The sequence below is a fragment of the Microvirga arsenatis genome, assembly GCF_009910705.1.
Classification (GTDB): domain Bacteria; phylum Pseudomonadota; class Alphaproteobacteria; order Rhizobiales; family Beijerinckiaceae; genus Microvirga; species Microvirga arsenatis.
Map to the genome: position 1 here is coordinate 169,217 of NZ_JAAAXJ010000002.1, position 18,989 is coordinate 188,205.

Here is an 18,989-nt window from a genome sequence, read left to right on the forward strand (position 1 = left end):
CGTGTTGCTTACAGCCGCACCGGCTTGCCGCTCTGCGCCGATTCCGTCGCGGCGTCCGCAAGGCGCTGGGCCATGAGGCCGTCGCGGCCGGTGGGGTTGCACGGCTTGCCGTCGCGGATCGCGTTGAGGAAGGTGGCGAGTTCCTCGCGATAGGCCTCCGCGTAGCGCTCCAGGAAGAAGTCCTGCACCGGATCGGCGGTGATGCCGGATGCGGTCGCCACCTCCACCGTCGTGCGGTGAATGTTGCCAGCGCGGATCATGCCCCTCGAGCCATGGACCTCGATGCGCTGATCGTAGCCGTAGGTGGCGCGGCGGGAATTGGAGATCTGCACGATCCTTCCCTTGGCGGTCTTGAGCATCACGGCGGCCGTGTCCACGTCGCCCGCCTGGCCGATGGCCGGGTCCACGAGGGAGGAACCCACCGCATGCACCTCCACCGGCTCGTCGCCGAGGAGCAGGAAGCGGGCCATGTCGAGGTCGTGGATCATCATGTCCCGGAACAGGCCGCCGGAGGTGGCGATGTAGCTCACCGGCGGCGGGCCGGGGTCGCGGGAGAGGATCGTCACCAGTTCCACCTCGCCCACCTCGCCATCGGCGAGACGGCGGCGGAGGGCGGCGAAGTTGGGGTCGAAGCGGCGGTTGAAGCCGATCATCAGCGGCGTCCCCGTCTTCTCCACCGTGGCGAGGCAGGTTTCGATCCGCGCGCTCGACAGGTCGACCGGCTTCTCGCAGAACACCGCCTTGCCGGCACGGGCGCCGCGCTCGATCAGGTCGGCATGGGTCGTGGTCGGGGTGCAGATGAGGATGGCATCCACGTCGGAGCGTTCGACGATCTCGTCGAGGGAGGCGACCTCGGCACCCGTGGCCGCAGCCAGATCCTGCGCGGCCGGCGCATGGGGATCGGCGACCGCCACGAGGCGGGCGTCGGGATGGCTGGCGGCGTTGCGCCCGTGAATGCGGCCGATTCGGCCTGCCCCCAGAACGGCGATCCTGATCATGTTCTTCCCCCTGATCCTTTGCCGGCTCATAACGAATTTGGAATTGATATTCCAGCGTAAGGTGGTAATAGAATAAACGTTCTATAATCGCAAGGCCGCACGCGGCCCGGACACGGTTCTACAAGGCCCGGAGCCGGAGGAATAGCATGAAGCCAGCCCTGGATGTGATCACCATCGGCCGCGCCTCGGTCGATCTCTACGGCCAGCAGGTGGGCGGACGGCTGGAGGACATGGCCTCCTTCTCCAAGGCGGTCGGCGGCTGTCCGGCGAACATCGCCATCGGCACATCGCGGCTCGGGCTGAAATCCGGCCTGATCACCCGGGTCGGCGACGAGGCGATGGGCCGCTTCATCCGCGAGCAGATGGCGCGGGAGGGCGTCGCGACGCAGGGCATCGTCACCGACAGGGAACGCCTGACCGCCCTCGTCATCCTCGGCGTGCGCGACGAACACTCCTTCCCTCTGATCTTCTATCGCGACAACTGCGCCGACATGGCGCTGACCGAGGACGACATCGACGAAGGCTTCGTCGCCTCAGCGGCAGCCATCGTCGTCACGGGCACGCACTTTTCGCGCGAGACCACCGCCGCCGCGCAGAAGAAGGCGATCCGCATCGCCAAGGCGCACGGCCGCAAGGTGGTGTTCGACGTGGATTACCGCCCCAATCTCTGGGGCCTTCTCGGCCACGGGGCGGGCGAATCGCGCTACGTGCGCTCCGATGCGGTGACCGAGCACCTCAGGCCGATCCTCCCCGATTGCGATCTCATCGTCGGCACGGAGGAGGAGCTGCATATCGCCGGCGGGTCCGAGGACACGCTGGCCGCCATCCGCGCCATCCGCGCGATCTCGCAGGCCACCATCGTGTGCAAGCGCGGCCCCATGGGCTGCGTGGTGTTCCCAGGCGCGATCCCGGCTTCCCTCGACGACGGCGTGAAGGGGCCGGGCTTCCCGGTCGAGGTCTACAACGTGCTGGGCGCGGGCGACGCCTTCATGTCCGGCTTCCTGCGCGGCTGGCTGAAGGGCGAGGCCCTGGAAACCTGCTGCGCCTATGCCAATGCGAGCGGCGCCTTCGCGGTCTCGCGCCTGCTGTGCTCGCCGGAGATCCCGACCTTCCCCGAACTGCAGCACTTCCTGAAAGCCGGCAGCCGGCACAAGGCCCTGCGTTTTGACGAGAGCATCAACCACATTCACTGGGCAACCACGCGCCGGCCGCAAGCGGACACCCTCATGGCGCTCGCCATCGACCACCGCATGCAGCTGGAGGCGATGGCGAAGGAGATCGGTGCGCCCGTCGAGCGCATTCCGGCCTTCAAGGTGCTGGCCGTCGAGGCCGCGGCACGGGTTGCCGACGGGCGCCCCGGCTTCGGCATGCTGATCGACGGCATCTACGGCCGCGAGGCGCTGTTTCGCGCCGCCGATCACCCGTTCTGGATCGGCCGCCCGGTGGAGCTGCCAGGCTCGCGCCCGCTCGATTTCGAGGGCGGCGGCTCGCTCGGGGCGAAGCTGGTGGAATGGCCCGTGGGGCACACCATCAAGTGCCTCTGCTTCTATCATCCCGACGACCCGGAGGAGTTGAAGCAGCAGCAGGAGCGCGACCTGCTGCGCCTCTACGACGCCGCACGCCGCATCGGCCGCGAGCTTCTGGTTGAGATCATCGCCGGCAAGCATGGGGCGCTCAAGACCGATACAGTGGCTGGCATCCTGCAGCGGCTTTACGATCTCGGCATCAAGCCGGACTGGTGGAAGCTCGAGCCGCAGCGGGACGAGGCCGCCTGGCATGCCATCGGCGCCGTCATCGCGAGGAACGATCCCTATTGCCGCGGCATCGTGCTGCTCGGCCTGGAAGCTCCGGAGAACGAGCTGGAGGCGGCCTTCGCCGCCGCCGCCAAGGAGCCGCAGGTGAAGGGCTTTGCGGTGGGCCGCACGATCTTCAACGACGCCGCGCGCCGCTGGCTGAAGGGCGAGATCACGGACGAGGCCGCGATCGCCGACATGGCCGCCCGCTTCCAGCGTCTCGTCGACGCATGGCAGCGGGTCTCCGGCCGCGCGAAGGCAGCATGAGTTCACGGAAGCGGTCCTATGACAGGGGCGCTCCCGTTATCCTGAAGACCAACTTGAGAAGGCTGCGTCCGCCCCACGCCGACGCCATTCGATTGGAGCACGCATGAGCACGATCCGCCTCACCATGGCGCAAGCCGTCGCCCGGTTCCTCACCGCGCAGAAAACGGAGATCGACGGGCAGGTGATGCCGCTCTTCGGCGGCGTCTGGGCCATCTTCGGCCACGGCAACGTGGCCGGCATGGGCGAGGCGCTGCACGGGGTGCGCGACCGGCTGCCGACCTTTCGCGCCCATAACGAGCAAGGCATGGCCCATGCGGCCATCGCCTTCGCCAAGGCTTCCCGCCGGCGGCGCATGATGGCCTGCACCACCTCCATCGGGCCGGGCGCCACCAACATGGTGACGGCGGCAGCCGTCGCGCATGTGAACCGTCTGCCGGTGCTGCTGCTCCCCGGCGACGTCTTCGCCAACCGCCGGCCCGATCCGGTGCTGCAGCAGATCGAGAGTTTTTCCGACGGCACGGTCTCGGCCAACGACTGCTTCAAGCCCGTTTCGCGCTACTTCGACCGCATCTCCAGGCCCGAGCAGATCATCCCCGCGCTCCAGCGCGCGATGAATGTGCTCACCGACCCGGCCGAATGCGGCCCGGTGACGCTGGCGCTCTGCCAGGACACGCAGGCCGAGGCCTACGACTACCCGGAGAGCTTCTTCTCGGAGAGGGTCTGGATGCCGCGCCGCACCCGCCCGGACGAGGCGGAGCTTGCGCGGGCTGCCGATCTGATCCGCTCGGCGAAAAAGCCCTTCATCGTCGCCGGCGGCGGCGTGCTGTATTCCGGCGCGGAAAAGGCGCTGGCGGATTTTGCGGAGAGGCACGGCCTCTTCGTCGGCGAAACGCAGGCCGGCAAGTCGAGCCTGCCCCACGACCATCAGGCCAATCTCGGCGCGGTGGGCGTCACGGGCACGGGAGCCGCCAATGCGCTCGCGGAGGACGCGGACGTGGTGATCGCGGTCGGCACCCGCCTGCAGGATTTCACCACCGGCTCCTGGGCCCTGTTCAAGAATCCGAACCGCCGCATCGTCGGCCTCAACGTACAGGCCTTCGACGCGACGAAGCACAGCGCACTGCCGCTCCTGGCCGATGCCCGCGTCGGCCTCGAAGAACTGAGTCGGGCGCTGGGCACCTGGAAGGCGCCGGAGGCCTGGACGGGCAAGGGGCGCGAGGAGAAGGCGCGCTGGTTCGAGACCGCTGCCCGCTACACGGACCCGACCAATGCGGAGCTGCCCTCCGACGCGCAGGTGATCGGCGCCGTGCAGCGCACCTCGCAGCCGAGCGACGTGGTGGTCTGCGCGGCCGGCGGCCTGCCCGGCGAGCTGCACAAGCATTGGAAGGCGAGCACCGCCCTAGGCTATCACCTGGAATACGGCTATTCCTGCATGGGCTACGAGATCGCCGGCGGGCTCGGCGTGAAGATGGCCGATCCATCCCGCGAGGTCATCGTGATGGTGGGCGACGGCTCCTACCTCATGATGAACTCGGAGCTCGCCACCTCCGTGATGCTGGGCCAGAAGCTCACCGTGGTTCTTCTCGACAACCGCGGCTATGGCTGCATCAACCGGCTGCAGCGCGCCACCGGCGGCGTGAGCTTCAACAACCTGCTGCAGCACACGCACCACGTGACGCTCCCCGACATCGACTTCGCTGCGCACGCGGCGAGCCTGGGCGCCCAGGCCGTGAAGGTGAAAGGCATCGGCGAGCTGGAGGATGCGCTGAAAAAGGCGCGCGGCTCCGAGCATAGCACCGTGATCGTCATCGACACCGACCCCCTCGCTTCCACCGATGCGGGAGGCCATTGGTGGGACGTGGCGGTGCCGGAGGTCTCGTCACGCGATCAGGTAAAAGCCGCCCGCAAGGATTATGAGACAGCCCTCGCTGAGCAGCGGGTGGGCGATTGATCGCTTATACTAAACGACGCCCTCATCCTGAGGAGCCGCGAAGCGGCGCCTCGAAGGAGGTTCCAGCGGTCTCTCGAAACGCCTCGCCCTTCGAGGCGGACCTGAAGATCCTCCTCAGGGTAAGGCTCAGAAAGCAAGATCAGGAAGGAAGAAGAACATGACGATCCGCATCGGGGCCAATCCCATCGGCTGGTCCAACGACGACATGCCCGAGCTCGGCGGCGAGACGCCGCTGGAGGTCTGTCTGGCCGAGGCCCGGGAAGCCGGCTTCGAGGGCATGGAGCTCGGCAACAAGTTTCCGCGCCAGCCGGAAGCGCTTAAGAAGGCACTGGCACCCTTCAACATGGCCTGCGTGTCCGGCTGGTATTCCGCCGAGCTGCTCACGCGCGATGCCGATGCCGAGATGAAGGCGCTGCGCCCGCATCTCGATCTCCTGAAGGGCATGGGCTCGAACGTGCTCGTCTTCGCCGAGACCTCGAACGCGATCCATGGCGACCGCTCCAAGCCGCTCTCGCAGCGCCCGGTGATGAAGGACGGCGACTGGGCCGAGTTCGGCCGCCGCATCACCCAGGTGGCGGAGCGCACCCTGCAGGAAGGCGTGCGCTTGGTCTATCACCACCACATGGGCACCATCGTGGAATCGGAGGCGGACATCGACGCCTTCATGCGCTCCACCGGCGAGGCCGTTCACCTGCTGCTCGACACGGGCCACGCCACCTGGGGCGGCGCGGATCCGGCGGCGCTCGCCCGCCGATACCGCAGCCGCATCAGCCATGTGCACACGAAGGATGTGCGTAAAGAGGTGATGGAGCGCTCGCGCGCGGAAGGCTGGAGCTTCCTCGATTCCGTCATCGAGGGGGTCTATACGGTGCCGGGCGACGGCATGGTGGATTTCGTCTCCGTGTTCAAGGAACTGCCGGGCTATAGCGGCTGGGTGGTGATCGAGGCGGAGCAGGATCCCAAGAAGGCGCATCCGCTCACCTATGCCAAGATGGGCTATGCCAATCTCACCCGGTACCTCAAGGAAGCCGGCCTGCGGTAAGGAGTGCTCACGATGTCGAAGCTTCTCGTCAAACCGTCGCAACCCGATGGCAACGGGCGCATCCACGCGATCACGCCGGAATCCGCCGGCTGGACCTATGTGGGATTCGAGGTCTACCGGCTGAAAAGCGGGCAGAACCTGAAGCAAGCGACGGGGGATCGGGAAGCCTGCATCGTCATGCTCTCAGGCCGTGCGCGCGTCGGCGCGGCGGGCCAGGATTTCGGCACGATCGGCGGGCGCGCCTCGCCGTTCGAGCCGGATCCGTGGTCGCTCTATGCACCGGCCCGCTCCGAGTGGTCGCTGCAGGCGCAGACGGATTGCGAGATCGCCGTGTGCACCGCGCCGGGCGAGGGCAGGCTGCCGGCGCGCGTGATCGGTCCCGATCAGGTGGGGCAGGAGACGCGCGGCAAGGGCACCAACACGCGCCATGTGCGCAACATCCTGCCGGAGACGGAACCGGCGGAGAGCCTGCTCGTGGTCGAGGTCATCACGCCCTCGGGCCATTGGTCGAGCTATCCGCCCCACAAGCACGACCGGGACATGCTGCCGCACGAATCGCTGCTGGAGGAGACCTATTACCACCGCCTCAACCCGCCCTCGGGCTTTGCTCTGCAGCGGGTCTACACCGACGACCGCTCTCTCGACGAGACGCTGGCGGCGGCGAACAGCGACGTGGTGCTGGTGCCGAAGGGCTATCACCCGGTCGGCGCGCCGCACGGCTACGAACTCTACTATCTCAACGTGATGGCCGGCCCGAAGCGGGTCTGGAAGTTCCACAACGACCCGGACCACGAGTGGATGCTGAAGCAGGCGTGAGACCGTCTGTCGCTTGATCTGCCCGAGCCTTTCGGGCATGAGGCGAACATCGTTTGCCTTAAGAGGCCTCATGACCTGGTCCGATCTCGCCTCGCGCGCCTTCAAGACCGTGATCGCGCTCGTGAGCGCCATCGTGATGGACTACGCGTTCCTGAACGGGCAGATGACGCGCCGGGCCGTGGCGGGGATCGAGCGCATGGCCGCCGACGCGCCGGTTCTGATCGACCGCGTGATCACCAGCGCGCTCAACATCAAGTGGGACCGCTGAGGGTTCAGCGGGCGCCAACCACTCCCAGCGCCATTCCCGCCATCATCGGCACGGCCTCGCCCATGCGGCGGGCGCGCTCCGGGTTCGACGCATTGCCGTCGAGGGAGCGCTTGTAGACGCCCTGCAGGATCGCGGCGAGGCGGAAGAAGCTGAAGGCGAGATAGAAGGGCCAGTGGCCGACCGCATCGATGCCGGTGCGGTGGCAATAGCGCTCCACATATTCGTCCTCGGTGGGAATGCCGTGAGCCTTGCGGTCGATGCCGCCCAAGCCCCGGAACGCGCCCTCCGAGGGCAGCCGCCACTGCATGCATTGATAGGCGAGATCCGCGAGAGGATGGCCCAGGGTGGACAGCTCCCAATCGAGCACCGCCAGGATGCGCGCTCCAGCCGGCTCGAAGATCATGTTGTCGAGCCGGTAATCGCCATGGACGAGGCTCACGCGTCCGTCATCCGCCGGCGTGTTGCCCTCGAGCCACCCGATGAGCGCATCCATCTCCGGAATGGGATGGGTCTCGGAGGCGCGGTACTGGCCCGTCCAGCGGGCGATCTGGCGCTCGAAATAGCTGCCGGGCCTGCCGTAATCGGCAAGGCCCACGGCGGCGGGATCCACCTTGTGCAGGGCGGCGAGCGCGCCGTTCATGGAATCGTAGATCGCCCCCCGTTCCTCAGGCGACAGGTCCGGCAGCCTGCCGTCCCAGAAGATCCGGCCCTCCACGTAGTCCATGACGTAGAACATGGAGCCGATGACCGCATCATCCTCGCACAGGTGCAGCACGCGCGGCACCGGCACGTCGGTCTTGGCGAGCGCTGCCATGATGCGGTACTCCCGGTCGACCGCATGAGCCGACTTGAGGAGAGTGCCCGGAGGCTTGCGCCGCAGCACGAAGCGGCCCTGCGTCGACGTGACCAGGAAGGTGGGGTTCGACTGCCCGCCGGCGAATTTCTCGGCGCCCACGAACTCCCCGAACCCGGGGACATGCGCGGACAGGTAGGGACCAAGACGCTCCGTCTCGAGATGGGCTACCGCTGGGTTCGTCATGATCCGGCGCCTCCTGCCGTCCTCATCGCGTGGATTGCATGCCGCTTCAGCCGAGCACGGCGAGGGTGAGCCAGTCGGCCGCAAGGGCCGGCTTGCCGGCGCCCTCGATCTCGACGACCACATGGTAGCGGATCAGGACCTGGGCGGAGGAGCGGGGCTCGACGCCTTCGAGGGTGAAGCGCCCCCTCACCCGCGCGCCCGACGGCACGGGCGAGAGGAAGCGCAGCCGGTCGAGACCGTAGTTGATCCCCATGCGGCGCCCCCTGATGGCGGGCAGCGCCTCCTGCCCCATGGCGGAGAGAAGCGACAAGGTGAGGAAGCCATGGGCGATGGTGCCGCCGAACGGGGTCTCGGCCAGGGCGCGCTCCGGGTCCACATGGATGAACTGGTGGTCTCCGGTCGCTTCGGCGAAGCGGTCGATCCTCCCCTGATCGACCGTCTGCCAGGAGGAGACGCCTAGCTCCTGCCCGATGCGCCGCTTCAGGTCGTCGAGAGAGAGGGGAACGGACGCATGGGCGTTCATTCCCCGTCCTCGCCGAAGATATGGCCGCCGGTCTGCACGCCGATGCCGCCGTCGAGGGGCAGAATGGCGCCCGTGGTGTAGGCGCCGCCGCGCCCGCAGAGGAACAGGGCCGCGCCGGCGATGTCCTCGGGGCGGCCGATGCGGCCCAGGGGTACGCCGGCGGCGACCTGCGCGCGCTTGCGCTCGTCGCCCGTGGCAAAGGCCGTCATGCGGCTCTGGAAGGGCCCCGGCGCGAAGGCGTTGACGGTGATGCGCCGGGAGGCCAGCTCCTTCGCCAGGATGCGGGTGAGGTGATGCACGGCCGCCTTCGACGCGGCGTAGGAATAGGCCTTGTCGCCCATGGGCTGCGCCCCCATGACGGAGCCGAGATTGATGATCCTTGCCGGGTCGTCGTCGCTGGCCGCGGCCTCGAGCAGGGGGAGCATCTGCTGCGTCAGCGTGAAGAGCCCCGCCACGTTGACCGAGAACACGCCTTCCCAGGCCTTGTGCGGAAACTGCTCCAGGGGTTCGCCCCAGGTCTTGCCCGCATTGTTGACGAGGATGTGGAGGCGAGAGGTGCGCGCCTTGACCTCCGCGGCAAGGGCCGTCACCCCTGCCTCGGTGGCGACGTCACCGGCAAAGCCCTCCGCGGAACCGGAGACGTCGAGGGCGTTGAGTTCCCGCGCCACGGCCTCGCAGGCCTCGCCCTTGCGCGAGGCGATCAGCACCCGCGCGCCGGCGCGCACCAGGGCTTCGGCGATCATGCGGCCGATGCCCGTGGCGCCGCCGGTCACGAGTGCGGTCTTGCCGGCGACCGAGAACAAGGAGTTCAGGTAGTCCTGAGCCATCGGCCGCTCACGCGGCCGTGGGAAGGACATAGTCCTTCAGGATCTTGCGCAGCTCCAGCTTCGAGACCTTGCCCGTGGCCGTGAGCGGAATGCTCTCGACGAAGAGCACGTCGTCGGGCACCTGCCAGCTTGCCACCTTGGTGGCGAGATAGGCGAGGATGTCCTCCTTCGCCGGATTCACATCGGCTTTCGGCACCACCACGAGCAGCGGCCGCTCGCCCCAGCGGGGATGCGGCATGGCGAGCACGGCGCATTGCGCCACGCCCGGAGCGCCCATCGCCGCATTCTCCAGATCGATGGAGGAGATCCACTCGCCGCCGGACTTCACCAGATCCTTGGTGCGGTCGACGATCAGCAGGAAGCCGTCCGGCGTGATCTTGGCCACGTCGCCGGTCCGGAACCAGCCTTCCGGATCGAGGGCCTGCGCGGTTGCGGCCTCGTTGTTGTAGTAGCCGGACGCCACCGAGGGGCCGCGCACGCAGAGTTCGCCGAAGGCCACGCCGTCCCTCGGCAGCTCCTTGCCGTTATCGTCGACGATCTTCATGTCCACCATGAAGAGGCGCCTGCCCTGGCGGACCTTGAGGGCGACCTTCTCCTCGAAGGGCAGCTGCTCCATCTCCGGGCTCAGCATGCCGAAGGTGCCGATGGGGCTCATCTCGGTCATGCCCCAGCCGTGGCAGACGCTGATGCCGTAATCGCGCTCGAAGGTTTCGATCATGGGCTGCGGCGCCGCCGAGCCGCCGATGATGACATGGGTGAGCCCCTCCGGCTTGCGGCCCCTCTGCTTCATCTCGTTGAGGAGCCCGAGCCAGACGGTGGGCACGCCCCAACTGTTGTCGACCTTCTCCGCATCCATGAGGTTGAACAGGCTCGCACCATCGAGCTTCGCGCCGGGGAAGATCAGCGCGGTGCCGGAGAGAGGCGCCGAATAGGGCAGCGCCCAGGCATTGACGTGGAAGAGCGGAACCACGGGCAGGATCTTCTTGCCCATGCCGAAGTAGCGCGAGGCCCCGATCACCGAGGTCATGGCATGGATCACCTGCGAGCGGTGCGAATAGAGCACGCCCTTGGGCTCGCCCGTGGTGCCCGAGGTGTAGCTCAGGGCGGCCGCGGTGTTCTCGTCGAGATCGGGCCAGGTGATGGTGTCCGGCTGTCCGGTGAGGAGATCCTCGTAGCATGTGAGGCCGTCGAGCCCTTCCTGCGCCGGCATGGTCTCGCGGCCGGTCATCGCCACGAGCGTGAGCCCTTCAGGCAGCTTGGGTCGCAGGGCGGCGACGAGGGGCGCGAAGGTGATGTCGAAAAAGAGCGCCTTATCCTGCGCGTGATTGACGATGTAGACGAGCTGCTCGGGGAACAGGCGCGGGTTGATGGTGTGGCACACGGCGCCGATGCCGGAGATAGCATAGTACAGCTCGAAATGGCGGTAGCCGTTCCAGGCGAGCGTCGCGACACGATCGCCAGGCTTGACGCCGAGGGCACGCAGCCCGTGCGCCAGCTGCGCAATGCGCTTGCGGATATCCCCATAGGTGGTGCGGTGGATGCCGCCTTCGGTAGCCACCGAGACGATCTCCGTCCTGGCATGAACCTCCGCCGCCAGATCGATGATCGCCGGGATCGACAGCTGCCGATCCATCATCATGCCCTTCAACATCGTTCCTTCCCTCCGTTCTTGCTTGTTTTGAGGAATATGAGGCAGCCGGCCATCCTTATCCAGCCTGACGCAGGGGCGGCATGGCCGCCTGGTCGAGGACGGCAATGGTGGCAAGCGCGATGGCCGTCTGCTTCTCGCGGCCGTCCTTCTCGGTGAACACATCCGCCGCCACGACGATCATCCGGCTGCCGGGCTTGACCACCCGCGAGCGGCAGACGAGCCGCTCGCCGTCAGCCGGCGAGAACAGGTTGAGCTTGTATTCGGCCGTGAGAACGCCCTGCCCCGGCTTGAGCACCGTCGCTGCGGCGATGGTGGTGCCGTTATCGATCAGGAAGGCGGTGACCCCGCCATGGAACAGGCCGTGCTGCTGCAGGAGATCGTCCCGTCGGGCGACCGAGATGGTCGATGAACCCGGCGCAAGCTCGTCGATCTGCGCCCCCACGAGATGCATGAATCCCTGGAGCGCCACCCGCTCGCGAATGCCCGCAGCCCGGCTTTCGAATGAGATCGCATCCATGTGCGCCACCTGCCCTGCCGACGAGAAAGGACCGGCCCGAAGGCCGGCCCTGCTCGTTCGGGGTCTTCACTGCCCGAGGCTGGCTGCCTCGACGGTCTCGACCTTGCCGTTCTTGACCACGCCGACCACGATGTTGGCGTTGGTGCCGCCGCGCTCGTCGACGCTGGTGATGCGGGCGGGGTTCTTCTCCGGCGGCAGCTTGCCGTAGGCCTCGCTCAGCTTGGCGTGGATCGCCTTCGGGTCGGAGACGGTGCCGGCGAGCTTCATGGCCTCGGCCACCGCGTTCAGGGTCGAGTAGTGATAGGAAGCCTCCGTGCCCGGGTTGCGGTCGTAGAGCTTCTTGAACTTCGCGATGAAGCCTTCAGCGCCCGGCCGCTTGTCGTAGATCAGCGGCAGCACGCCGACGGCCCCTTCCAGCATCTCCATGCTGCCGGTCACGGCGGCCATCTCGTCGAGCTTGGCCTGATCCATGACGGCGAAGCCGCCCTTGAAGCCGAGCTCGCGCGCCTGCTTGGCGACGAGAGCGGTCGGCTCGGAGGCGCCGCCGATGAACAGCACGTCGGGATTGGCGGCGAGCACGCGGCTGACGCCGCTGTAGAAATCCGTGTCCTTGTTGTAGGACATCGGGTTCTCGGCCACGATCTGGCCCCCGGCCTTCGTCCAGGCAGGGCCAAAGAGCTGCGCCCAGGCCTTGGCATAGTCATGATCGCCGCCGGCCATGGCGAGCTTCTTGCCGAAGGTCTTCATCTGCACGTTGATGAAGGGCTGCACGTAGCCCGCAAAGGACGGCGGGATGCGCAGCGTCAGCTTGTTGCCGCGCTCCGTCATGTTCGGCACGCTGGTATAGGCGCCGAGGATGAAGTTGTCCTGCTCGTTGAAAGCCTGGATCGCGAAGGCGCCGCCGGAATGAGGCGTGAAGACCATCGGCGTGTTGTTCTGCGCCTTCAGGCGCTTGGCGTTCACGGCCGCCTCGCTCGGCGAGTACTTGTCGTCGAGCGCCACGATGTTGAACTTGTACTTCTTGCCCGCGACCTCGAAGCCGCCGGCGTCGTTGATCTCCTTCGCGGCCATCTCCAGACCGACCAGTGTGTTCTTGCCGTAGAGCGCAGCGCCGCCGCTGAGCGGACCGGTATAGCCGATATTGACGGTCTCCTGCGCCGAGGCGACGGACGCGAAGCCCGCAGCCAGCGTGACGGCGCCTGCCGTGTGTACCAGGTGTTTCCAAAGAGCCATTTGTTTCCTCTCCTCTTGTTCTTCCTTCATGGGCAGGAGTTCGACCGTGATCGGCTCCCGTCTCTTTACTTGGCGAACCTTGCGGGCCCGCAAGCTTGTGCAAGCGCCTGGATTTAGGCGCCGATGTAGGCTTTTCGCACCCCCTCGTCGTTGAGCAGGGTCTCCCGGTCGCCTTCCATGACGATCCGGCCGCTCTCGATCACATAGGCCCGGTGGGCGATCTGCAAGGCGGCATAGGCGTTCTGCTCGGCGAGCAGCACGGTGGTGCCCTTCTCGTTGATCTCCTTGATCACGCCCAGCACCTGCTTCACCACGAGCGGCGCAAGGCCGAGCGATGGCTCGTCGAGGAGCAGCACCTGCGGCCGTCCCATCAAGGCGCGGCCGATGGCCACCATCTGCTGCTGGCCGCCGCTCAAGGAGCCGGCCATGTCGTCCCGCTTCTGATAAAGGATCGGGAACATCTCGAAGACCTGATCGAGAATCTTCTCCGTCTCCCGCTTGTCCTGGCGGTGGACATAGGCGCCGAGCAGAAGATTCTTTCGCACGGACATCTCGGGGAAGAGCTTGCGCCCCTCCGGGCAGTGAACGACGCCGGCCTGCACGATCTGGGACGGCTTGCGTCCCGAGATGTTCTGATCCTTGAACCAGATGCTGCCGCGGCTGAGCCGGCGCAGCCCGCTGATGGCGAGAAACAGCGAGCTCTTGCCGGCGCCGTTGGCGCCCAGCATCACCACGAGCTCGCCGGGCTCCGCATGGATCGAGATGCCGTCGAGCGCACGGAAGCTGCCATAGTTGAGCTGTGCCCCCTCAAGCCGCAGCATAGTCCGCTCCCAGATAGGCCTCGATCACGCGCTGGTTGGAGCGGATCTCGGCAGGCGTTCCCTCTGCGATCATCTCGCCGTGGTCGAGCACGACGATCTTGTCGGCAAGACTCATGATCATGTCCATCTTGTGCTCGATCAGGCAGACCGTGAGACCTTTTCGGATCATCTTCCGGATCAGCTCGGCCAGGCCCAGCGTCTCCTCGGGGTTGACGCCGCCGGCGGGCTCGTCGAGGAGCACGATCTTCGGATCGGTGGCGAGCGCCAGCGCGAAGGCCACGCGCTTGCGCTCTTCCTGCGAGATGTCGGCCGCCAGATGGTGTGCCACCGAGGACAGCCCGACGAAATCGAGCACCTCCTCGGCCTTGGCGCGGCAGCGATGCTCGTCCTCCCGCAGACGGCGGGTGTTGAACACCACGTCCCAGAAGGTGGACGTGGTGCGCAGGCGATGGCCGACGATCAGGTTGTCGAGGACGGTCGCCTGGTCGAACAGGTTGGTCGACTGAAAGGTGCGCGCCACGCCGAGCTTGGCGACCTGGTCCGGCCGCAGGCCGGTCACGTCCTGCCCGTCGAAGACGATCCGGCCGGAGGTGGGCTTGTGGTAGCCGCTCACCAGGTTGAAGAAGGTGGTCTTGCCGGCGCCGTTGGGGCCGATGATCGCGTTGATGCGGTTCTTCTCGAAGGAGGTGGTCACGTCCCGCACCGCAGTCAGGCCGCCGAAGCACTTGGTCAATCCGTGAGCCTCAAGCATTGGTCTGCACCTCCTGCCGGGAGCTCAGCGCGGACCGCTGCAGCCGCCTGTCCTTCTCGGAGGCCGCCGCGCGCCTGACCTGCCGCTGGCGCCAGTACCCGATAAGGCCTTGCGGGAAGTACATGACCAGCAGGATGAGAAGCGGGCCGAACACGATCATTCGGTAGTCCTGCAGGAACTGCAGCGACTGCGTGAGCCAGGTGAGCAGGATCGCGCCGAGCAGGGGCCCGAACAGGGTTCCGATGCCGCCGACGAGGATGAAGGCGATCATGTCGAAGGTGTGGCTCTCCAGCGCCATGGCCGGGCCGATGAAGCGCACGAAGCCGGCATAGAGCGCGCCGGCGAGCCCGGCATAGAAAGTGGAGAGCACGAAGGCGAGAACCTTGGTGCGCATCAGGTTGATGCCGAGCGTCTCGGCGAGGTCCTCGCCGTTGCGGATGGCAACGAAGGCGCGGCCGAGGAGCGAATGCACGATCCGGCTCATGAGCCACAGGCTCAGCACCAGGAAGAACAGCACGAGATAATACTGCGACCAGGTGTTGTCGAAGCGGATCGGGCCGATCCCGGCGGGGGCGGGAATGTCGATGATGCCCACCGTTCCGTGGGTCAGCCCATCCCATTTCTCGATGATGAGATAGATCATGAAGCCGACGCAGAGGGTGAAGATCGAGAAGAAGTGCCCTTTCAGCCGCAGCGAGAGGAGACCTGCAAAAAAACCGATGATGGCGCTTAAAAGCCCGGCCAGCACGAAGGCTGCCCAGTAGGGCACGCCATAATCGACCGTGAGGATACCCACCGTATAGGCGCCGATGGCCATGAAGCCCGCATGCGCCAGGTTGAGCTGGCCCGTGTAGCCGAGGATGAGGTTCAGGCCCACCGCGGCGATCGCCATGATGTAGGCGAGCGACATCACGTAGATGTAGTAGTCGTTCGCCGCGACCATCGGAAAGACGATGGCCAGCGCGAGCAGGATGGCGAGAAGGGGCTTCTGCCAGGTCTTCGTCGTCATGCCCGGGCTCCGCTGGGAAAGAGGCCTTGGGGCCGGAAGGACAGGATCAGGACGAGCAGCGCGAAGGCGATGATGTCCTTGTAGTTCGTGGAGACGTAGAAGGCGCCGAAGCTCTCCGCGAACCCGATCACGAGGCCGCCGACGATGGCGCCGGGGATGCTGCCCATGCCTCCGAGAATGATGATCACGAAGGCCTTCATGATCACCAGGTGGCCCATCGACGGATAGATCAGGTTGATGGGCGCGAACAGGGTCGCGGCCACCGCCGCGAGGGCGCCTGAGATCGCGAAGGTGAGAACGGAGACTTTCGTGGCATCGATGCCGACGAGCGCCGCCCCATCCCGGTTCTGCGCCATGGCGATGATGGTGGAGCCGGTGAGCGTGCGCGTGAGGAAGAGATGAAGGACGAGCATCAGCCCGAAAGCCGCCGCGATGATGATGAGCCGCTGCGCGGGAGCCACGAGATCGAAGATGCGCACGATCTGCGGATAGGGCGGCGCAAGGCGGTGGAACTCCGCACCCCAGATCGCCTGGATGCCGGCCTCGAGGAACAGGAGGAGGCCGATGGCCGCGATCATGTCGTGCAGCGGCGGCGCGTTTCTCAGCCGGTGGAAGACGAGGCGGTCGGATAGAACCGCGAGAACGGCCACGACGGCTGCCGCACCGGCCATGGCGACCCAGTAATTCGCGCCGAGCGAGCCGACGAGATAGAAGGCCATGTAGGCTCCGACCATGTACAGGGCGCCATGGGCGAAGTTGGGAATGTGGAGGATGCCGTAGACGAGTGTCAGGCCGAGAGCCACGAGCGCATAGACGCTCCCGAGCGTCAGCCCGTTCAGAACCTGCTGGAAAAAGATGTTCAAGGAGCCGCGTCCTCCTCCTGGGCACCGGGCTCCCGCATTCGTCCGAGACCTCCTGCCTGGCTGGGGCGGAAGCGAGGGGTTGCACCTTGCGGCGCCAGACCCTCAAACCGGACAAACCGAGATCCTCGGATCGTTTCCTCTCGAATGAACGGTACGGTCATTTTCAGGGCCGCACCGCCAGCGAAGCTTCATTGGCTCCGCCCTTGTTGAAGAGGAGACTGACACGATCCCATAACCCCGTCAACGGACCTGCAGGGCAGAATCGCACCGAATTTTCGCGAGGCCTGCCCCCTCTTTCCGGCACTCTTCGAATAACCGGTACAGTCAATCTGTTGTGATCACGGCATCGCGCAGGGCGCCGATTCGTGCTAGGAGCTGAAGCGTGGAGAGCCTTCGAGCTTGCCTTCGGCCAGGAGCCATGAACTGTGACCACGCCCCCTTCCAGCGCCCTCCCGCGCCAGACCAAGCGCTACGAGCAGAAGCGGCAGGCGATTCTCGATGCCGCCGTGCGCCTCTTCAACCAGAAGGGCCTCAAGGGGACGACCCTGGCCGATGTGGCCCAGAGCGTCGGGCTCATCACCAACAGCGTCACCTATTATTACCGCAAGAAGGAGGAGCTTGCGACGGCCTGCCTCCTGCGCTCCATCGGGGTTCTGGAGGAGCTGATCGCCACCGCCCTGCGGGAAAAGACCGCGGAGGAGCGCCTGCGCGCCATTCTGCGGCTCTACTGCGAGAGGCTGGCGCAGAGCGCGTCCGGCGACCAGCCGCCTCTGATGAGCTTCAGCGACATGCGCTCGCTGACCAGCCCTCACATGGAGCTGGTGTTCAGCACCTACAACCAGATGTTCCGGCACCTGCGCGGCCTGTTCGACGGCGGGGACGAGCTGGTCCTGTCCCGGGCGCAGCGCAACGCACGCACCCATCTGCTGATCTCGGCGATGCATGGCGTCCGGCACTGGATCGACCATTACGAGCCGGAGGATTACCGGCGCGTGGCCGAGCGGATCGGCGACATCCTGGTCAACGGCCTGGCTGCGCCGCAATCCGTCTGGCGCCCCACCGTTCTGCCCCAGCTCGTCTGGCCCTCCGCCGAGGAGGTCTCGCCCGAGGCCTTCCTGCGCTCGGCCACGATGCTCATCAACGAGCAGGGCTATCGCGGCGCCTCGGTGGAGAAGATCTCGGCCCGGCTGAACGTCACGAAGGGTTCCTTCTATCACCACAACGACAACAAGGACGACCTCGTGGCGGCTTGCTTCGAGCGCACCTTCGCGGTCGTACGCCAGGTGCAGAGGGCGGCCGAGGCGAACGGAACGACGGGCTGGGACCACCTGTGCGCCGCAACGAGCGAGCTGATCCGATACCAGCTCTCCGACCAGGGGCCTCTGCTGCGCATCTCCGCCTTCAGCGCCCTGCCCGAGGGCCTGCGGGGCGAGACCAAGCGCACCATGGACCGGCTGGCGCAGCGCTTCGGCAGCTTCGTGGTGGACGGCATGATCGACGGTTCGATCCGTCCGCTCGATCCATCCGTGGCGGCCCATATCGTCGACAGCATCGTCAACGCGGCCGTGGAGCTTGAATGGTGGGTGCCCGGCATCACCCTGGAGACGGCCGCCGAGCTCTACGCCAAACCCTTGTTCCTGGGCGTCTTCACCCCGGAGGCCGAGGCGGAGTTCCAGCCCGCGAGCAGGGTGCGCAGCACCGCCACCAGCGCCAGAGGCTGATCGATCGGCACGTGATGGTAGGCCTCCGGGATCTCGATCACCGGGGTGCCGGGCGGCAGCAGGCCCCGCATGCGCGCGATGTCCTCATCCTGCATCAGCGTCGAGCGCGCGCCGAGCAGAACCGCCAGCGGGCATTGCGGGGAGGACAGAGCCGGAGCCGGGTCCTCCCACTCGTAGTCACGCCAGAGATACGGATCGAATCGCCAGGTCCAGCCGGAACCCTCCTCCGTCGCGACCTGCGTCAGCGAGGTGCGGGCGATATGGTCCGCGATATAGAGATTTTCGCAGGGCTGCGGCGGCACGAGGCGGAAGCGCTGCAGCGCCGCCTGCAGCGTAGGATAGACCTTGTGCGGCCGCATCTCCCAGGCCGCCCCCTTCTCCCGGCGCTCGCGGCGGCGCTCGGGGGAGAAAATCGGCGTGTCGATGATGACCGCGCCGCCCAGACGCTCCCCATGACGGGCCGCGGCCTCGATGATCGGAAAGCCGCCGAAGGAATGGCCGATGAAGACAGGCTTTTCAGGGCCGTCGAAAAGTCCCGTCGCCTCGGCGACCGTCATCGCCTCCCGCACGAAGATGTCGAAGGAGTAGCGCTCGCGCCGGTCCGACCCGCCCATGCCCGACCACGACAAGGCAACGCAGCGATACTCTCTCAAGAAGAAAGGCGCGATGAAGCTCCACCAGTCGGCATGCGCTCCGTTGCCGTGGAGGAACAGGAGTCCGGGCTTGCCGCGTTCGCCCCAGGCGAGCGTTTCGATCCTGGCACCCGCCGCTTCCGTGAAGCCCCGCTGCGGCACATCCGCTAGAGCCTGCCTGAACCAGTCCGGCGCGCTCGGGCGCGCACCGGCCAGCGATGCAAGCAGCGTCTGACGCCGTGGGTCGGGAGCCGTGTCATTCATGGC

At 66.6% G+C, this 18,989-nt stretch carries 18 protein-coding genes; 6 read left to right on the forward strand and 12 right to left on the reverse strand.

Translation table 11 applies throughout. The features are described from left to right. Positions 1–8 precede the first annotated feature (8 nt). Positions 9–998 (reverse strand): inositol 2-dehydrogenase, encoded by a 990-nt coding sequence (iolG, locus tag GR303_RS04080; protein ID WP_161721275.1) that lies wholly within the window; start codon positions 996–998, stop codon positions 9–11. A 146-nt stretch (positions 999–1,144) separates the two neighbouring features. Between iolG and GR303_RS04085 the strand changes: the two genes are divergently transcribed. The 5 genes from GR303_RS04085 (at position 1,145) to GR303_RS04105 (ending at position 7,135) form a co-directional block, all read left to right on the forward strand. After that, positions 1,145–3,058 carry a bifunctional 5-dehydro-2-deoxygluconokinase/5-dehydro-2-deoxyphosphogluconate aldolase gene (locus tag GR303_RS04085; RefSeq protein ID WP_161721274.1) on the forward strand — a complete coding sequence of 638 codons (1,914 nt, stop codon included), beginning with the start codon at positions 1,145–1,147 and terminating at the stop codon, positions 3,056–3,058. A 103-nt stretch (positions 3,059–3,161) separates the two neighbouring features. After that, the gene (gene iolD, locus GR303_RS04090) at positions 3,162–5,009 is read left to right on the forward strand and encodes a 3D-(3,5/4)-trihydroxycyclohexane-1,2-dione acylhydrolase (decyclizing) (RefSeq protein ID WP_161721273.1); all 1,848 of its coding nucleotides are present in this window, start codon (positions 3,162–3,164) and stop codon (positions 5,007–5,009) included. 157 nt (positions 5,010–5,166) lie between these two features. Beyond that, positions 5,167–6,051 carry a myo-inosose-2 dehydratase gene (gene iolE, locus GR303_RS04095; protein WP_161721272.1) on the forward strand — a complete coding sequence of 295 codons (885 nt, stop codon included), beginning with the start codon at positions 5,167–5,169 and terminating at the stop codon, positions 6,049–6,051. 12 nt (positions 6,052–6,063) lie between these two features. Beyond that, the gene (gene iolB / locus GR303_RS04100) at positions 6,064–6,867 is read left to right on the forward strand and encodes a 5-deoxy-glucuronate isomerase (RefSeq protein ID WP_161721271.1); all 804 of its coding nucleotides are present in this window, start codon (positions 6,064–6,066) and stop codon (positions 6,865–6,867) included. A 70-nt stretch (positions 6,868–6,937) separates the two neighbouring features. Then, positions 6,938–7,135 (forward strand): hypothetical protein, encoded by a 198-nt coding sequence (locus GR303_RS04105; protein ID WP_161721270.1) that lies wholly within the window; start codon positions 6,938–6,940, stop codon positions 7,133–7,135. A gap of 4 nt (positions 7,136–7,139) precedes the next feature. Here the strand turns inward: GR303_RS04105 and GR303_RS04110 are convergent, their stop codons facing one another. The 10 genes from GR303_RS04110 to GR303_RS04155 form a co-directional block, all read right to left on the reverse strand. Next, on the reverse strand, positions 7,140–8,174 hold the full coding sequence (locus tag GR303_RS04110) for a phosphotransferase family protein (RefSeq protein WP_161721269.1): 1,035 nt from the start codon (positions 8,172–8,174) through the stop codon (positions 7,140–7,142). Between the two features lie 46 nt (positions 8,175–8,220). Beyond that, the gene (locus GR303_RS04115; protein ID WP_161721268.1) at positions 8,221–8,697 is read right to left on the reverse strand and encodes a MaoC family dehydratase; all 477 of its coding nucleotides are present in this window, start codon (positions 8,695–8,697) and stop codon (positions 8,221–8,223) included. Further along, the gene (locus GR303_RS04120) at positions 8,694–9,524 is read right to left on the reverse strand and encodes an SDR family oxidoreductase (protein WP_161721267.1); all 831 of its coding nucleotides are present in this window, start codon (positions 9,522–9,524) and stop codon (positions 8,694–8,696) included. Before GR303_RS04120 ends, GR303_RS04115 begins: the two co-directional genes overlap by 4 nt. A gap of 7 nt (positions 9,525–9,531) precedes the next feature. Next, the gene (locus GR303_RS04125) at positions 9,532–11,175 is read right to left on the reverse strand and encodes a long-chain-fatty-acid--CoA ligase (protein ID WP_246205247.1); all 1,644 of its coding nucleotides are present in this window, start codon (positions 11,173–11,175) and stop codon (positions 9,532–9,534) included. Positions 11,176–11,230: 55 nt separating this feature from the next. Further along, a complete protein-coding gene (locus GR303_RS04130; protein ID WP_161721266.1) occupies positions 11,231–11,692 on the reverse strand; it encodes a PaaI family thioesterase in 462 nt (153 codons plus the stop codon). A gap of 66 nt (positions 11,693–11,758) precedes the next feature. Further along, positions 11,759–12,925, reverse strand: coding sequence for an ABC transporter substrate-binding protein (locus GR303_RS04135; RefSeq protein WP_201751890.1), 1,167 nt, complete (start codon positions 12,923–12,925; stop codon positions 11,759–11,761). A 113-nt stretch (positions 12,926–13,038) separates the two neighbouring features. Further along, positions 13,039–13,746 (reverse strand): ABC transporter ATP-binding protein, encoded by a 708-nt coding sequence (locus GR303_RS04140; protein WP_161721264.1) that lies wholly within the window; start codon positions 13,744–13,746, stop codon positions 13,039–13,041. Beyond that, the gene (locus GR303_RS04145; RefSeq protein WP_161721263.1) at positions 13,733–14,497 is read right to left on the reverse strand and encodes an ABC transporter ATP-binding protein; all 765 of its coding nucleotides are present in this window, start codon (positions 14,495–14,497) and stop codon (positions 13,733–13,735) included. The genes GR303_RS04140 and GR303_RS04145 overlap by 14 nt, the downstream gene beginning before the upstream one ends. After that, a complete protein-coding gene (locus GR303_RS04150; RefSeq protein ID WP_161721262.1) occupies positions 14,490–15,506 on the reverse strand; it encodes a branched-chain amino acid ABC transporter permease in 1,017 nt (338 codons plus the stop codon). Before GR303_RS04150 ends, GR303_RS04145 begins: the two co-directional genes overlap by 8 nt. Continuing rightward, the gene (locus GR303_RS04155; protein ID WP_161721261.1) at positions 15,503–16,369 is read right to left on the reverse strand and encodes a branched-chain amino acid ABC transporter permease; all 867 of its coding nucleotides are present in this window, start codon (positions 16,367–16,369) and stop codon (positions 15,503–15,505) included. The genes GR303_RS04150 and GR303_RS04155 overlap by 4 nt, the downstream gene beginning before the upstream one ends. A gap of 425 nt (positions 16,370–16,794) precedes the next feature. On the opposite strand from GR303_RS04155, the gene GR303_RS25270 reads away from it, so the two are divergent. Then, on the forward strand, positions 16,795–18,090 hold the full coding sequence (locus tag GR303_RS25270; RefSeq protein ID WP_161721260.1) for a TetR family transcriptional regulator: 1,296 nt from the start codon (positions 16,795–16,797) through the stop codon (positions 18,088–18,090). Here GR303_RS25270 and GR303_RS04165 read toward each other — a convergent pair. Then, the gene (locus GR303_RS04165) at positions 17,988–18,986 is read right to left on the reverse strand and encodes an alpha/beta fold hydrolase (protein ID WP_161721259.1); all 999 of its coding nucleotides are present in this window, start codon (positions 18,984–18,986) and stop codon (positions 17,988–17,990) included. The genes GR303_RS25270 and GR303_RS04165 overlap by 103 nt on opposite strands. Between the last annotated feature and the right edge of the window lie 3 nt (positions 18,987–18,989).

Coding starts and splice junctions, on each gene's coding strand:
- iolG (WP_161721275.1), bottom strand. CDS start 998: ATGATCAGGATCGCCGTTCTGGGGGCAGGCCGAATCGGCCGCATTCAC.
- GR303_RS04110 (WP_161721269.1), bottom strand. CDS start 8,174: ATGACGAACCCAGCGGTAGCCCATCTCGAGACGGAGCGTCTTGGTCCC.
- GR303_RS04115 (WP_161721268.1), bottom strand. CDS start 8,697: ATGAACGCCCATGCGTCCGTTCCCCTCTCTCTCGACGACCTGAAGCGG.
- GR303_RS04125 (WP_246205247.1), bottom strand. CDS start 11,175: ATGTTGAAGGGCATGATGATGGATCGGCAGCTGTCGATCCCGGCGATC.
- iolE (WP_161721272.1), top strand. CDS start 5,167: ATGACGATCCGCATCGGGGCCAATCCCATCGGCTGGTCCAACGACGAC.
- GR303_RS04105 (WP_161721270.1), top strand. CDS start 6,938: ATGACCTGGTCCGATCTCGCCTCGCGCGCCTTCAAGACCGTGATCGCG.
- GR303_RS04085 (WP_161721274.1), top strand. CDS start 1,145: ATGAAGCCAGCCCTGGATGTGATCACCATCGGCCGCGCCTCGGTCGAT.
- GR303_RS04140 (WP_161721264.1), bottom strand. CDS start 13,746: ATGCTGCGGCTTGAGGGGGCACAGCTCAACTATGGCAGCTTCCGTGCG.
- GR303_RS04135 (WP_201751890.1), bottom strand. CDS start 12,925: ATGGCTCTTTGGAAACACCTGGTACACACGGCAGGCGCCGTCACGCTG.
- iolB (WP_161721271.1), top strand. CDS start 6,064: ATGTCGAAGCTTCTCGTCAAACCGTCGCAACCCGATGGCAACGGGCGC.
- GR303_RS04120 (WP_161721267.1), bottom strand. CDS start 9,524: ATGGCTCAGGACTACCTGAACTCCTTGTTCTCGGTCGCCGGCAAGACC.
- GR303_RS04130 (WP_161721266.1), bottom strand. CDS start 11,692: ATGGATGCGATCTCATTCGAAAGCCGGGCTGCGGGCATTCGCGAGCGG.
- GR303_RS04150 (WP_161721262.1), bottom strand. CDS start 15,506: ATGACGACGAAGACCTGGCAGAAGCCCCTTCTCGCCATCCTGCTCGCG.
- iolD (WP_161721273.1), top strand. CDS start 3,162: ATGAGCACGATCCGCCTCACCATGGCGCAAGCCGTCGCCCGGTTCCTC.
- GR303_RS04165 (WP_161721259.1), bottom strand. CDS start 18,986: ATGAATGACACGGCTCCCGACCCACGGCGTCAGACGCTGCTTGCATCG.
- GR303_RS04145 (WP_161721263.1), bottom strand. CDS start 14,497: ATGCTTGAGGCTCACGGATTGACCAAGTGCTTCGGCGGCCTGACTGCG.